The sequence below is a fragment of the Rhodopirellula sp. SH410 genome, from assembly GCF_055811895.1.
The window spans coordinates 7,963,246-7,978,754 of sequence record NZ_CM147949.1 but is presented as its reverse complement, the minus strand read 5'-3'; the positions used below and the strand labels follow the sequence as shown (position 1 = coordinate 7,978,754).

The 15,509-nt window shown below is 56.6% G+C and carries 13 protein-coding genes and 1 pseudogene; 10 read left to right on the top strand and 4 right to left on the bottom strand.

Translation table 11 applies throughout. The features are described 5' to 3' along the window. Positions 1-48: 48 nt before the first annotated feature. Positions 49-1,728, top strand: coding sequence for an ABC1 kinase family protein (locus SH410x_RS29435; protein ID WP_473673324.1), 1,680 nt, complete (start codon positions 49-51; stop codon positions 1,726-1,728). Positions 1,729-2,890: 1,162 nt separating this feature from the next. On the opposite strand, the pseudogene SH410x_RS29430 reads toward SH410x_RS29435, so the two are convergent. Beyond that, a pseudogene (locus SH410x_RS29430) lies at positions 2,891-3,148 on the bottom strand (ATP-binding protein); the annotation flags it as partial. A gap of 290 nt (positions 3,149-3,438) precedes the next feature. Between SH410x_RS29430 and SH410x_RS29425 the strand changes: the two are divergent. Next, complete coding sequence (locus tag SH410x_RS29425) at positions 3,439-3,621, top strand: hypothetical protein (RefSeq protein WP_473673322.1); 183 nt, start codon at positions 3,439-3,441, stop codon at positions 3,619-3,621. 598 nt (positions 3,622-4,219) lie between these two features. Here SH410x_RS29425 and SH410x_RS29420 read toward each other — a convergent pair. Next, entirely contained in the window at positions 4,220-6,016 is a 1,797-nt protein-coding gene (locus tag SH410x_RS29420) for an integron integrase (protein ID WP_473673320.1), read from the bottom strand. Between the two features lie 397 nt (positions 6,017-6,413). Here SH410x_RS29420 and SH410x_RS29415 point away from each other — a divergent pair, with 397 nt between their 5' ends. The 4 genes from SH410x_RS29415 (at position 6,414) to SH410x_RS29400 (ending at position 10,030) form a co-directional block, all read left to right on the top strand. After that, positions 6,414-6,575 carry a hypothetical protein gene (locus tag SH410x_RS29415; protein WP_473673318.1) on the top strand — a complete coding sequence of 54 codons (162 nt, stop codon included), beginning with the start codon at positions 6,414-6,416 and terminating at the stop codon, positions 6,573-6,575. 231 nt (positions 6,576-6,806) lie between these two features. Then, entirely contained in the window at positions 6,807-7,991 is a 1,185-nt protein-coding gene (locus tag SH410x_RS29410) for an IS91 family transposase (protein WP_473673316.1), read from the top strand. Between the two features lie 1,112 nt (positions 7,992-9,103). Continuing rightward, positions 9,104-9,337: a hypothetical protein gene (locus tag SH410x_RS29405; RefSeq protein ID WP_473673314.1), complete on the top strand. Its 234-nt coding sequence runs from the start codon at positions 9,104-9,106 to the stop codon at positions 9,335-9,337. Positions 9,338-9,544: 207 nt separating this feature from the next. After that, complete coding sequence (locus SH410x_RS29400) at positions 9,545-10,030, top strand: hypothetical protein (protein WP_473673312.1); 486 nt, start codon at positions 9,545-9,547, stop codon at positions 10,028-10,030. A gap of 386 nt (positions 10,031-10,416) precedes the next feature. Here the strand turns inward: SH410x_RS29400 and SH410x_RS29395 are convergent, their stop codons facing one another. Beyond that, a complete protein-coding gene (locus tag SH410x_RS29395; RefSeq protein WP_473673310.1) occupies positions 10,417-11,565 on the bottom strand; it encodes an IS91 family transposase in 1,149 nt (382 codons plus the stop codon). Between the two features lie 13 nt (positions 11,566-11,578). After that, positions 11,579-12,655 carry a tyrosine-type recombinase/integrase gene (locus tag SH410x_RS29390; RefSeq protein ID WP_473673294.1) on the bottom strand — a complete coding sequence of 359 codons (1,077 nt, stop codon included), beginning with the start codon at positions 12,653-12,655 and terminating at the stop codon, positions 11,579-11,581. A gap of 74 nt (positions 12,656-12,729) precedes the next feature. Between SH410x_RS29390 and SH410x_RS29385 the strand changes: the two genes are divergently transcribed. The 4 genes from SH410x_RS29385 to SH410x_RS29370 all read left to right on the top strand — a co-directional run bounded on the left by SH410x_RS29385 (position 12,730) and on the right by SH410x_RS29370 (position 15,407). Further along, a complete protein-coding gene (locus tag SH410x_RS29385; protein WP_473673308.1) occupies positions 12,730-12,864 on the top strand; it encodes a hypothetical protein in 135 nt (44 codons plus the stop codon). A gap of 652 nt (positions 12,865-13,516) precedes the next feature. Continuing rightward, entirely contained in the window at positions 13,517-13,681 is a 165-nt protein-coding gene (locus tag SH410x_RS29380) for a hypothetical protein (RefSeq protein ID WP_473673306.1), read from the top strand. A 371-nt stretch (positions 13,682-14,052) separates the two neighbouring features. After that, entirely contained in the window at positions 14,053-14,496 is a 444-nt protein-coding gene (locus SH410x_RS29375; RefSeq protein WP_473673304.1) for a hypothetical protein, read from the top strand. Between the two features lie 431 nt (positions 14,497-14,927). Continuing rightward, a complete protein-coding gene (locus SH410x_RS29370; RefSeq protein WP_473673302.1) occupies positions 14,928-15,407 on the top strand; it encodes a hypothetical protein in 480 nt (159 codons plus the stop codon). Positions 15,408-15,509 lie beyond the last annotated feature (102 nt).

Genomic DNA, 15,509 nt, shown 5'->3' with positions numbered 1-15,509 from the left:
CATCACGTGCATGGGGCCGCATCGCACGATTTTGGCTGAAATATCCCCATGGAAATTAGTGACGTCCCGCAACTCGTTCGCAATGCGGATCGCTTTCGCGAGGTTGTGGCAGTGTTGGGAAAACATGGGTTGGCCGATTCGCTGGCCAGCCTTCCTGCACCGTGGCTCGAACGTTTTCGAGGGTCGCCAGGTGACCGCCGTCTGACGACGAACGCTCGGATTCGCATCGCGATGACGGAGCTCGGAACGACGTTTGTGAAACTTGGCCAAGTGCTGAGCACACGGCCCGATTTGGTGGGCGAGCCACTCGCTCAAGAACTGGCCCAGCTGCGCGCGAACACGCCTGCCGACGATGCGGAAGCGGTGATCGGGATGGTCGAGTCGGAGCTAGGCGGCCGGGTCGGTGACCTGTTCATGGAATTTGATCCCGTCGCGTTCGCCTCAGCATCCATTGGCCAAGTCCATCATGCCACGATGCGGGACGGAACCCCGGTCGTCGTGAAAGTTCAGCATGCGGGCATCGAACGCAGGATGGTGAACGACTTGGAGATCATGGAGAAGCTCTGTGAGATCGCCGAACAGCAGTCGGGGCAAGTGCAGCAGTATCGTCCCGTGAAGACGCTGCGTGAATTTCGCAAGTCGCTTACCAGCGAACTGGATTTTGGACGAGAACTGAAGAATATGCAGCGGTTTCGCCGTAACTTTGCTGGCGCCGAAGGGATCCGATTTGCGGAGCCGTTCCCGGAGCTGAGCTCGCGTCGTGTCTTAACGATGGAGCGATTCGACGGCGTCAGTGTGTCGGACCAAAGCCAACTGATCGCGACCGGATTCAACCTTGATAAAATCGCTCGTCGTGGGGCGAATCTGTTCATCGAAATGATTTTCCGCGACGGGTTCTATCATGCCGACCCGCATCCCGGCAACTTGATGATCCTGGTCGACAACGACGCGGCCGGGTCGGCGGCCCCGAGCCCGACGCTTGGGATCCTGGATTGCGGGATGGTCGGCCGCATCGATGATGGCCTGCGCGAGGATCTCGAATCGGCGTTGATTGCGGCGGTGGGACAGGATTCCAAAACGATCGCTGACGTCGTGGCACGCGTGGGGGAGGTGCCCAGTGACTTCGACGAGCCCGCGATGGTGTCGGCGATTGAAACGTTGATCGACGACTACGGCCAACAATCGCTTCAAGATTTTGATTTGGGCGGCTGCATACGCGAAGTCGCCGAGATCATCCGAGAGCACCGGGTCTATTTGCCAGCCAAGGTTGCCATGCTGCTAAAAGTTCTGGCGATGCTGGAAGGAACCTCGCACCAGCTCAGTGCATCGTTCAACCTGGCTGAATTGATCAAACCCTACGGCAAGAAAGCGATGTTGCGACGCTTTTCGTCCAAGTATCTCTACGGCCGACTGAAATCCCACCTCGATGACTGGCAAAATCTGATTGGGATTCTGCCGACCGACGCCGCCGACATCTTGCATAACCTCAAGCAAGGGAAGTTCGACGTCCATCTGCAACACCGGCGATTGGAACCCATCGTCAATCGTCTGGTCATGGGAATATTGACGGCCGCGCTGTTCATCGGCTCGGCTTCCTTGTGGAGCAATCAAGTTCCCCCGACGATTAACGGCTTTTCGTTGCCGGGCTTCCTCGGATGCATCATCGCTGTCTTGATGGGCCACGACATTTCCAGGCAAATCCGACGTTCCTCGCGAACGTCGGAGTGAAGTCGTCGAGCTGAGATCGATCTCGCCCCACCGGATCGGCGGAAGCGGTAATCTCAAAAAAAAAGCCACTCGCCGCAGTTGCGACAAGTGGCTTTCGAGTGGAGGTAGACGGTTTCCGCATCAAAAACCGTAAGTGCTTGCCATAAAAGGCTTTGCGTCGATAGAAATTCTCTAATTGGACCCCGGTTTGGCCAGTTTTGGCTTTCTAATTGGACCTCTTTTTTGACGCTTTTTTTTCCGGATTGGTAGCGTGGTTTGGTCGCTGAAGCATAGCTCATTGCTAACGAGCCTCCCTAGCGGCGAACACCCCCCATAGGTGACCGGGCGTGTTGGCTCTGCCTCTCGACCGCGGGCTCACCTAGCCGAGAAAGGACAAAATGCTCTCGATGAGATATAGGCCCCCAAACATGTTTCCCGGAACAAACAGGAAGCATTTGATGATTTCCATTAAAAGGTTCCGGTGAAAGTGGTTCGATTCAGTCTGTCTCGGAAAATTCCTGTTTCCGTCGCCACCCCCCTACCTATTGCGAGTGCGTAACACCCATTCCGGTCCCAGTCGGTCAGAGAATGTCGATAGCGGTTTGAGATTGAGTCAGTTTAGCGGTGGTGGTCGGTGGCGTGGTTGCTTGATCTGTGGTCGATCAGGGGCGGTTTTGCGGTAGCTTGTTTTGGTGCAGGCGATCCTGGATCTCGCGGGCGGCCGAGTAGATCGGAAGCTGGCGATGGATGCTCCATAGGTCCAGGGCGTTGCCGCTGCGATGGCACTTGAAGCAACGAACGATGTTCCGATCAACGTTGACGGAGAACGTGCGTGGGACGCTCGGCGGGGCGCCTTGCGGGCTGGCGGGGATGTCCGGGCGCAGAAGGGGCAGGGGCCGCGTAGCTGACCTCCAACTCGTCGATTCGCTGTCCAGGATATCCAACTCAATCCGTCGTCGATGCGTAGAGAGACGCGTAGCTCGCGGTACTTGATGCTCATCGAAGTGGCATTGGATGGGAAGCGAGAGCGGGGCTATCTGTTAGGATTGTGCTGAACTCTGATAGCAGCCGCTCGCTTTCGTTCGGTGCGGTGCTGTCGATACGACTTACCCGCGAACCGAATGACGATCGCACTGTCGACGACGCGGCCAAGCATCGCCATCACCAGTGGTGGCTCGCCTAGTTATTCGCTCCAGTCGCTGAAGTCGACGTTCGGGACGAACGCAGTTGAGCCGCGACCGCTGCGGGCATCGACGACCTCGTAAAGCAGGCTCGCCGACTCGGGGTATTCGCGATGCTCCAGCTTGTCGAACCCGAACTCGTCGATAATAAGAAGGTCGAAACTCGCGTAGCAACGGACCTTGCGTGTCAATGTTTTCTCGTTCATCGCGGTGATCAACTTTTCCGGTAGCGTGGCACTGGTTACATAGCGAACACGCGAACCGAGCGTACAGCAGTCCGGTCATGTGCGGTCCTCCACTCGCTGAACTGGCTGCCGATCCGTGGGGACCTCTACTCGGATGCGAACACCGCAGGGCAGTTCGATGGTGGTGCAGGCAAGAGATGGGGCCGCTTGATCATCCATTTTTGGAGCGACCTGATTGACATACTCGGTGGCTAATCGAAGCGGCATGACTTGGACGCCCGTGGTGGAGGTATTCGTGGTTTGTACAGCGAACGACGTTTCTTTAGCTGCTACCCGAGTTCAGTCGCAGCGAACGCTTTGACGGCGTGCTCTTTCTTGATCTCCCCAGTCGTGAAGAGAAGGACGCGATATGGAAGATCTACCGGGGTCTCTATGAAATCGACTCCGCACAGAGTGCTCCCGATGACACGAACTGGACGGGTGCCGAGATCAAGTCCTGCTGCCGTCTGTCGGCGCTCTTTGGATCTTTCACTGAGGCTGGCGGCTAAGAACGCGGTTCCTGTCGCCGTCAGTGCGTCTGAGTCCATGGATCGCCTGCGGTCCTGGGCCAGTGGTCGGTGTCTGTCGGCGAGTTGCTCCGGCATCTATCAGCAGACCAACGGTTCGCCAAACACTCGTCGCCGCGTCAACGACGAACCGTCGAACAACTGAGCCCGTTCTAAAATCCGGATTTTAAAACTAGCCGGACGGTGTCGGTCGGCAAGTGAACGACTTCGCTCGACCATGGCCGCGGACCGGTTGAGTTGCCGTTGGTTGGCGACGGTGACACGTCATCGAGAAAGTCGGACCAACCCGCGAGAGTATCGCCGAGCAGGCGATCGAGAGCGGATTTGGCCCGACGGCGGAGAAAGGAAGCAAGTGGCGACACTTTGGCCGCATCGAAGCAGGATCTTCCCGAAGTGGCACCGCCGCCTATGACGCGTGTTGCTATCTCCAAACGGAGCAGCGACGGACCGATTCGGTAGCTGAGGATGGTAGGTGAGGTGCACCAGTCCAATCCCACTTTTCAGGAGCTTGGGTAGCCGCACATCTTATCGTGAAGCCCGTCGACGCTCCCCGGACAACATGCCGCAACCACCAGACCGATCAGCTCAATGACAGGAAGCAGCCCACTACGACTGAGGCCCGCTGGAATGCCCTTGCCGCGTGGCTCCACCACCTCAACCGAGTTCGCGGTGGCCCCGCCGATGACGCCGCGGGTGCGGGTCTCGCATCACGCACCCGTCTCGCCGCCGCGTCGCCTGGACCTGCGTTGCGGCTCGTCAGCGTGTGACTCTCGGGTGCTGAAAGTTCGCTCTCCAACGCTGTGAGCTTGCGAGCAACACCGACGTTCTCGCAAGCCGCCAGGTGCTCGGGATTTGCTGACTCCGCTTCCGAGCCTTCGACTGCCCCGTCTCCGCCACACGATTCCTCCTGCGCCGAGTCTCCCGTGTCCGCGGCAACCGCTTCGTGGTTCGGGGCAATCGCAACGTGATTCGACGTCATCCGGTCCAGCGGGCTGACCACTTTCACGTCCTCGCGGTTGAGCGAGTGCAAGTAAATCCGCGTCGTCTTGATGTCCGCGTGACCGAGCAACTCCTGGATCGTGCAAATATCGGTTCCCTCACGCAGCAGATGCGTGGCAAAGCTATGGCGAAAAACATGGGAGCTGATGTGCTTGTGGATCCCCGCCTTCTGCACCGCCGCACGCAAGTTCGCTGGGAACGTGTCTTTGTGCAAGTGATGACGTCGCAGCACCCGGGTTCGTGGGTCGCGTGACAGGCGGTGGGACGCGAACAGATATTGCCACTTCAATTCTCGTGCGGCAGCGGGATACTTCCGCTCCAGCGCCTTCGGTAAGCACACCGACGCTTGGCCCTGTTCGAGATCGTGTTCGTGCAGCACGCGGCGAGACTCCATCCATTTTCGGATGTCCGGCACGACGCTCGCTGGCATCGGTACGATTCGACTCTTGCCTCCCTTGGAAGCGTGGACTTCAATCACCATCCGGTCAAAGTCGAAATCCTTCATCCGCAGCCGCATCGCTTCGCTGATCCGCATCCCACAACCATAGAGCAGCTTGGCGATCAGCAAATGAACGCCGCGAAGGTGGGCGAAAATCTGCTCGATCTCATCCACGCACAGCACGGTGGGAATCTGCTTCCCCTTTGTTGAACGAATCGCCTCGACTTCGCCCATTTCGCGTTTCAACACGTGCTGAAAGAGATACAGGAGAGCGTAGAACGACCGGTTCTGAGTCGACGGGGCAACATTTCCATCCACTGCCAGGTCCGTCAGATGGGCCTCCACATCTGCAGGACCAATCGCGGCAAAATCCGCTTGGCACTTCAGCCCTCGGTCTCGCATGAACGCCCGAACGTCGCCGACGTAGGCTCGTTCAGTCTCCAGCTCATCCTGGCGGCCCCGTACGGTACGACGCAGGTTCTGAATCACGTCCGGCTCGCTCGGATCGATATAGCCGACGACGTCATCGAGATCCTCAGCTGTGTCCTCACCCGATTCCCTCAGCCGCGCTTCTTTGACTTTCTCAGCACGAACGCGTTCTTCGAGGCTTGTCCGGATGAAGGTCAGGTCATCAAACGGAGCCGCCTGCACGTAGCGACGATAACAGATCAGCGACTGGATAATCTTCAGACGCTTCCACGGCGGTGTCTTTCGCCGCACGTGGTCGCGGAGGAAGGCGACCACATCGCCCGCTGTGAATTCCCACGTCGGCTGGGGCTTGCGACCATGGAAGCGACAGAGCTTCTCAAACCAAATCTTCGCCCACTTGTCACGCTGCTCGTGCCACGTGTCTTTCGAGTGACTAACCTGTGCCATGGCTTCGTCCTTTGCAATCACCCGACTCGGCAAAGAGAAACTCGCCAAGTCGATCGTACGCAACAGATTCCGTCCCAGTTTCCCGCAGCCTCCCAGCGAAGACCGCCGCCCTCTTCCACGGCCATTTCCAATGCGAGCTATTGGCGTTCCCAGGACTGGCTTCGTCCTGTCCGCGTATCGCTTCGCCGCAGCGTTACCGAGCTGATTCTTCGCGTGTCCGCAGAGCAGGTCAATACTTTCGCAGGAAATTTGTTTGAGAATTTTGCTTGACCCAAGAATCGAGACCCCTCATACTCGGCAGACGCCAACCGGCGATAACACTCCCTCGAACCGGCGATAACACTTTCCGTGTCACCGAGGGAACCGAAGGTCCAACCGGCGATAACACCCCCAGAATCCACTTATCGCCGCATGACTGCCGCACCAACCGACGATAATTACCTCGTTACGAGATCAAGCCGTGCTGAAGCCCAGTGTGGATGCAACGCCAAGTGTGCCCTGCGGGGCATCGTCCGACGCCCGAGCAGCGGCAACCAGCGCCAGCCCTGCGGGGCACGAAGCATCGCATGCCCTGCGGGGCATTAACCAACGCCTGCTCTGCGAGGCATTGTCCGACGCCTGATCAATTGGTGACTGTGACTCAGTGCTCGTGTCGGATCGAAGCTGCGGGTAAGCCCACGGGTACTACGCTACACTAAACGACTCGTAACAATGCAATGATGACGGAGCGGCGTTGGTCGCCGTTGGCTCAGTGGTTGAGTCGCTCGCCGCCGCCCGCATATTGCTGCCGTTGTACTATCCGCAAGCGGGGCTGAGAGCTTGTTTGGAACGCGAAAATTGCTGAGTAGTTGTCATGAACTTGACGCTCCAACACATCTTCGTTGAACATTTTGATGACTTCGCGAAGCGGTATCGGTTATCAAAAGACATGCATCGCGCCGCGTGGTGTGTGCGGCATTGCCGAACTCGGGAAATGGGCGGCCACGTCAACAGTTGCCCCGATGGCCACGTGCACCAGATTGCCTACAACTCGTGTGGTCATCGTTGCTGTCCCGGCTGTGGCTGGCTCGATACGCAGAAGTGGCTTGAGGGATGTCAGCGACGACTGCTACCCGTGCCCCATCACCACGTGATCTTCACCTTACCTCACGAACTCAATGATGTCTGGCGGTACAACCGTGCCGGACTGGCCAATGTGTTGTTTGCCGCAGCCAGTGAAACGTTGCGGGAATTGTTGTTAGACACGAAGTACCTAGGCGGACGTGTCGGGATCTTGGCCGTGCTACACACTTGGACTCAAACGCTACGTCCTCATGTGCATCTTCATACCGTCGTCACTGCCGGTGGTCTCGGTCCCGATGGCAAGTGGAAACAAACCGTCAAATCATGCTTGCTGCCACGTAAGGTGTTGATGATCAAGTTTCGGGGCAAGTTCAAAGCGATGTTGCTGAACGCTGCCCGAAAAGAGCAATGGACGCTTCCGGAAGGGCTCGATCTCAAATTGCTGCTGAGCCAACTGACGAAGAAGCCATGGAACGTGAAGATCCACAAGGCCTATTCGCATGCCGAAGGCGTGGCCAAGTATCTGGCGGGGTATCTCAAAAGTGGTCCGATTAAGAACTCTCGCTTGCTTAGTCAAAGCAACGGTCAAATTGTCTTTGGGTATCGCAAGCCGATTCGCTCGGATGGTCCAGCAAGAAAGCAATATGGTGAGACTCGACTGCCAGTGGATGTGTTCCTGGGACGTTGGCTTCAACATGTTCCTCCGAGCAGATTCCAGACAGTACGAGGATATGGTCTTTACAGTGCCAACCAACATTCTCGCATTGATGAGGCTTGGATAGCATTGGCGGTTGACCGGCCTGCTGAATGTGAGGACGGCCGGAACTGGCAGACATACTGTGAGGAATCCGGTTGGGGTGAGAAGATCTGCTGCCCTCAGTGTGGCAAGCAGTTGGTCTCGCATCATCATTTTGATCCTGGACGCAGTCCGCCAATTTCAGTCTTGCTGGGGGAACAGAGGAGGGAGCGGGCATGACGCCGACGAACGTTGACACAGCCGATCGATCCACGACTCGGAGCTACCGAGAGGGCCGGGGGTGCATCGTGAGCTCTGGGTGGGCAATGCGAATGGGGTCTGCCAAGGCATTGCAACCACATTTGCCGAAGGGTAAAACACTAAGCAGAGCGAGGGCGGCGTGGACTCAGGCTGACTCAATGCTGTACCACGAGAGTACAACCAGACGATGCACCAAAGCGGCGAGGAAAGTTTGTCTGAATGTCAAATCGTATCGACGCCGCGTGGTGATCTAATTCGTTCCCCGACTGAATCATGAACGCTTCCGCCGTTCGCGACCTTTCATCGATGTTTGCACCTCCGCGGATGAATCTGCGTTCCGCTGCTCGCCTGGATTCGCCGTATGGTGACGATAGGTTTACAGATCGCGACATCACTCATCGTATTGTCGACGACGTCACCCGCGCCGACCTCGAATTCTACGCGTGGTGCTTTTCCTACATGGATTTCCCCAGCCTACTCTTCTACTTCTACCCGGTCGCATCGCATTACGAATCCGACAACTCGCTACAATGCATTGACCCGTTCCTTTATTCGCTCGAACCGCACATTCCAAGTTCTTCATCATCGCTAAGCCCAATTGCTCAATCCGCGATATACTCAGGGTTGCGGTGGATTCGAAACTCGTGCCGATCGCAACCTGCTGATTTCGCTGCTTGCCCTAACTTGCTTTCCGCTATTGGGGTTGGCGATACGACGAGCGGGGAACCAGACGATGCACGTGAGTCGCCGAGTTGAGTTTATTGAAGTGGTCAGTCGTCCGCGGCGACCACGTGATCGTTAACGTTACGAGACCAAGCCGGACTGAAGACGAGTGTGGATGCAAAGCCAAGTGTGCCCTGCGGGGCATCGTCCGACGCCCGAGCTGCGACAACCATCGCACGCCCTGCGGGGCACGAAGCAACGCAGGCCCTGCGGGGCATCAACCAACGCCTGCCCTGCGGGGCATTGTCCGACGCCTGATCAATCGGTGACTGGGACTCAGTGCTCAATGCGGACCGAAGACGAGGGTAAGCCCACGGGTACTACGCTACACTGAACGACTCGTAACAATGCGATGATGCTGAGCGGCGTTGGTAGCCATTCTCGAAGTGGTTGAGTCGCTCGCCGCCGCCCGCATATCGCCGCCGTTACGAGATCAAGCCGTGCTGAAGCCCAGTGTGGATGCAACGCCAAGTGTGCCCTGCGGGGCATCGTCCGACGCCCGAGCAGCGGCAACCAGCGCCAGCCCTGCGGGGCACGAAGCATCGCATGCCCTGCGGGGCATTAACCAACGCCTGCTCTGCGAGGCATTGTCCGACGCCTGATCAATTGGTGACTGTGACTCAGTGCTCGTGTCGGATCGAAGCTGCGGGTAAGCCCACGGGTACTACGCTACACTAAACGACTCGTAACAATGCAATGATGACGGAGCGGCGTTGGTCGCCGTTGGCTCAGTGGTTGAGTCGCTCGCCGCCGCCCGCATATTGCTGCCGTTATCCGACTGAGGTCCTCATACCTACTGGAGAATTCAGATGAACCTTAAGACAAACGCCTTCATTGCAATCTTTGGAATCGCCCTCGCTTTGTCCAGCACGTCGGCAGTTTGCCAAGTCATCGACGCGCGCTCGGTACGGAATTCGATCTTGATTCGGACGCCCGTCGATTTGCGACCTAGCGGTGGGGGCAAACCGCAGTTTCTGGAGAACTCGGACGCCATGCTCGAATTGGATTTTCAATCCTTCGCTGGAAAGACTTTTGACGACAATTCACCGTACTGGGAAACGGTGCGTTCCGTCGTAAACACTTTCGTTGCACACGCAGCGTCTGAACCAAGTATCCATGTACGGATTTATGGATTCGCAGACTCCGGCGACGCTTCGGTCGTTGGTAAACTGCACGCGACAATCAAGCATGAACTAGCGGATACTCCTGCGTACGTCGTTTTGATTGACTCTGAGGACTTCTCGTTTGCTAAACACCGCTCACATCACTGGGCCGTGATACAGAGTCGCGGATAACCAATAAAGATTTGACTTCGCGTAGACGCGACGGTTGAGTCACTTTCTATTCAGATTTACTTCGTCCGTCGCAGTTAGAACCGCGAGCGTCTAGCCGAAGTTCAAGTCCTATGTTCAAGAAGCCCGGTGCTTGCCCAATGCCCCTTGAGCTTTGCTGTCGCACCCATCTCTCTGGCGCACGCGATGGCGGTCCATGGTGAGTGGCGTGGTATGATTACCCAGCTCCACTGTAGCCAATGATGCATGCTCGCACGTGAGTACTCCAGGATGATTGACACGAAACAGTGGTTTCCCCTGACTCGGACACTGTTTCGACATATCTCCACCCGTCGCCCTCCTGCAGACGTTTTGATTTTCACGGTCATGTCAACTCGATGGCTCATCGCTTATCCGCTGTCGTCATACGTCAACGCGTGTTCGGGACGGACGCCAAGAGAGTTGAGTGATTGATACGTCACTTCGACGACACGCATTTCGCCACCGCAGTCGATGCACTTCATCGGTGTAGTCAACTTCTCGGGTTGCGGCGCGTGACCACTCGCCAGCCAGAACGTCCAGCCCAACATGATCCACACGAGCCACTTCACTTCCGTCAGCGAGATCTTGCTGTTACCGCTCATCCAGCCGTAGTGACGGATCTTCATGAAATTCGTTGGCAACACGTGCTGCAGGAAGTTTTCCACGAATTGCCCACCAGCAACCGTCTTCGTCTCCATCCGGTTACCCTTGCGGCGGATTCGATACGTCACTGTTTCTTCATTGACGTCCATGATCCGACTGTTGTTGATCGCAACGCGATGAACGTACGGAGCGAGATATTTCAGCGTCGGCACACCATGGCCGACGGCCTGGATGTCGACCACAAACTTCTTTGTCCATACCGCACTATCGACTTGCGAATAGAGACCCGCGGCACGTAGTTCGTCAGCCAGCTTCGCTTTGTAGACCTTCACCAACGTGCCGTGATGAAACAGAAAGTTCTTCGGCGTGCTCTGCCACGATTCCGCTCGGCCCTGGTCATCCAGCTTCACCCCGCCGCCAGGAACGACGTAGTGAATATGTGGATGATAGATCGAGGGATCACGACCCCAAGTGTGTAGCACACCGAAAAATCCGAGATTGCATCCCTTCAGACTCTTAGTCGCCGCGCCCACGTCGCGGATGCTCTGCGCGCTGGCGTCGAACAGACAGCGATAGCCTTCTCGCTGAGACCCGCGCAGCACGCAGCCAATCTCCCTAGGCACCGTAAAAGTGACCAGGAAGTGATGAACCGGCATTAACTTGGCAGACTGTTTTTCGATCCAGACCTGCGTCTTCTCGTGACCGCAGTTCGGACAATGCCGATTGCCACACGAACGACCGACCCAGTGCTCACGTTTGCAACCCATACACTCGTAGTGAACACCACCGAGAGCGCCGGTGCGGCAACGCGTGATCGCGCCGAGCACTTTGTCCTGAGCGACCGAGATTGAGTCGAAATGCTGCTTCAAGTATGCCGGTGCGAATCGCCGCAAGGCCTCCGCGACCGTGGGCATCGCTCAGGCGACGCTACACCCGCACGATGCAACCGGCGGGCCCGTCATGATCGTCGTCTTCATCATCGTTCACCTGATCCACATCGTTCGGGCCAGGCTCATCTTTGGCAGCTTTCTCTCTGGCGGCTTTCTCGATGGCGTCGCCGGTTTCTCCAGGCAACTTACCGAACAGTGCTTCGATAATTTCACGAGCGTTGTTTTCCCCAAGATCCGTCAAGTGCAAATAGATCATCGTCGTTTTCAGTGACGAATGACCGAGATACCGTTGGATCACCTTCAAGCTCACGCCTCCTTCAAGCAGATGCGTGGCATAAGAGTGCCGCAACGTGTGAATGGAGATTCCCTTCCCCAATTTCAATTCTCTGACGATTTTCTTCATCGCCCCTTGAACCGCGGATTCACTCATCGTGTTTGTGGCTTGACTGACGCTATCTTTTCCCAGCGAGTGATTGCGACCATCAGCAGGGAAGAGCAGCGTGGGATGCTGGTGGGTCAGCCAGTAAGAACGCAACAGCGCGAGCGTGGAGAGCGGCAAGGGAATACAACGATCCTTGGCCCCCTTACCACGATGAACGTGGACCACGCCCCGATCCGCCTTGATGTCAGTGACTTCGAGATGCAGAGCCTCGTTCAAACGTAGGCCCATCGAATAGACCGTCCAAAAGTAGACGAACATCCTCAGTTTCGTAGCCGCACCGATCAACCGCCCAACTTGCTCGATCGAGAGCACCTCGGGTATCGCATTAACGTTTTGTAGTCTCAGCATTGCAAAGATATCCCAATTCCGCCTGCAGGTATAAGCAAAGAAGAACTTGACGCCCGAGAGTGCGACCCGGAGCGAACCATAGGCGAACTGGCAATCATCTTTGAGATAGAGAAAAAACTGCCGCACATCGTGTTCGGTGACGCGGTCGGGCGACTTTTGGGCAAAATCGGAGAGCTGGCGAATCGCCCGCAGATAGGCAGTGTGCGTCCGCTCGGACTTGCCCGTCAGCTTGAGATCGTCACTCATTTTCTGACGAATATCGGCTGGAAAGAAGTGACCGCGTGGAAACTGGTCTCCGGAGAGTTTAGACTGTGACTTAGACATTGTGATTTTCCTGTAATCAGGAGGAGTTTGTGAGCTGTTCACAGCGAACAGTTCCTCCTGGCCAGGTTGATCCAATGAAATTGCGGCGTAGCCGCAGCATCACCGACAACCTCCCCGCCGCGGTAGCGGCTTACTTGAACAACGGTGATGCACGGGAGTTGCCGGCGTCGTCGGTTTTGAAATCAACATCGATCGCGGCAACCCCGTGATCACTAACGTTACGAGACCAAGCTGGTATTGAAGCCAAGTGTGCCCTGCAGGGCATGGTCCGACGCCCGAACCGTGACAACCAGCGCCAGCCCTGCGGGGCACGAGGCAACACTGCCCTGCGGGGCATCAACCAACGCCTGCTCTGCGAGGCATTGTCCGACGCCTGATCAACTGGTGACTGTGACGCAGTGCTCGTGTCGGATCGAAGCTGCGGGTAAGCCCACGTGTACTACGCTACAATAAACGACTCGTAACAATGCAATGATGACGGAGCGGCGTTGGTCGCCTTTGGATCAGTGGTTGAGTCGCTCGCCGCCGCCCGCATATCGCCGCCGTTCGTCGACGATAGTTGATGGCCAGTCTCACAATGCCACCTGAACACAAACAGATGTTTGAACTGGACGCGACGCGTAGGATGAATGTTAACTCAAATTTCGGACCACCAAACACTGCGAACACGCGATGGCCATTTAGAGTGATCGCTGCAGCGTTTGGATTCGCATGTTTCTGGATGTGCTGGTCTTTTGCTTTGCCAATCAACCTGAACAACCTTTTGCTTGCCTGCTTTCTTGCTACGTTTGGCGTTCAAATGTTGGTTGCTTCTACTACCGGTCGGTGGTTTACACTACGTCAGCTTGCTAGAATTCAGAAATGACACTCAACGGAGGCTTTCCACCTGCCACGCAATTCAAGATGTCGATAAATGACTCGACGAACCATGGCATGAACCCAAGTGGCCGAGTCATCGTTTTTGAAGTCGAAGATCGTTCGCCGCCACTCGGTTATGCCCGCCGTTACGAGACCAAGCCGGACTGAAGACGAGTGTGGATGAAACGCCAAGTGTGTCCTGCGGGGCATGGTCCGACGCCCGAGCTGTGACGACCATCGCCTGCCCTGCGGGGCACGAAGCAACGCAGGCCCTGCGGGGCATTAACCAACGCCTGCCCTGCGGGGCATTGTCCGACGCCTGATCAATCGGTGACTGGGACTCAGTGCTCAATGCGGACCGAAGACGAGGGTAAGCCCACGGGTACTACGCTACACTGAACGACTCGTAACAATGCGATGATGCTGAGCGGCGTTGGTAGCCATTTTCGAAGTGGTTGAGTCGCTCGCCGCCGCCCGCATATCGCCGCCGTTACCCGACAAAAATCCAATGCTCTTCCTAGCTCAAACTGGATACACCGATGGACACTCATGCTGATCGGACGCCATCCCGTCTTTCGTCGCTTGGTTTGACGATGGTCCACGCCCTTGCGTTGCTCACGCTGTATTTCGTCCCAGTCTTCATCTGCCCGACCGTAGTTGACTTTTACTCTCGGTTTGCGATTCCTGAGACTCCACTTTTCAGTCGTGCTCATGTAATCTCCGACTATCTATCGTCGTTCACCTGGGTGTTCATCGGATTGGCGTCGATTTACTTGTTCTTCCTTTATCGGCGTAAACGCACCGCATCGGCGTGGCTTCCAGTTGCATCAAACTTGGTTCTGCTTACTGTTGCCGTGCTTGGCGTGATCTACACCGCCTGGATGATCAACCCAATGGCTTTCGCCGCTCCCAACGATGCCGTGGCGATCGACATTGCTCCACCGCCCGCGATCGAATCAACTTTCGCTCAAACTGGCGGGTAACAAAAACGATTCAACCGAGCGGCGAAGTCAGGCGTTTTGAAGTGGCAGATCAACTGTCGCCGCCAGCTGATCGTCGACGTTACGAGATCAAGTTGATGTTGAAGCCAAGTGTGCCCTGCGGGGCATCGTCCGACGCCGAGTCGTGACAACCAACGCCAGCCCTGCGGGGCATGAAGCAACACTGCCCTGCGGGGCATCAACCAACGCCTGCCCTGCGGGGCATTGTTCGACGCCTGATCAATTGGTGACTGTAACGCAGTGCTCGTGTCGGATCGAAGCTGCGGGGAAGCCTGTGGGCACTACGCTACACTAAACGACTCGTAACAATGCAATGATGACGGAGCGGCGTTGGTCGCCGTTGGCTCAGTGGTTGAGTCGCTCGCCGCCGCCCGCATATCGCAGCCGTTCCCCGACTGACGCGACTCTCCGCAATGACAATTCATCGCCAGACCGTACTGTTCGCGATCATGCTTGCCGGGCTTTCCGCTACTGGCTGTGGCAAACACCAGGTTGAGGGCACGAAGGACTCTCGCACCAAGGCAGCCTTTGGGATACACGAATGGCGCATTCTTGACGACTACGATCGCGGCATAACCCTTGATGCCGTTACAGACGATGGCACAACTACGGTGCTGACCTTTGAACGCGGTCGGGTCGTGCGCGCCGTCTTTTTGCAAGATGACATGCTAACCGGTCGCGTAGTCTTCAAGCTCGACGCACTTGACAACGGCTATTACGGGGCTGACCTCGATGGCATCGTGGACTCAAATTCGCTTTCGATTCAAGGTCAACCAAAAACGAATGGTACCGGTTGGGTTTTGGCTTCCGGCACAAAGGACTCAACGTCTGTTAAATTAGTGCTGCGGTTTGCCGAGAATAGTCCGGGAAAACTTCTGCTAACACGCAACTAGGCGGGGAACCATGCGATGAACCGAAGTCGCGGAGCCGCCGTTTTGACAATTGAGAATCAATCGCCGCGACTCGGTTATCGCGATCGTTATCGCATCGAAAAA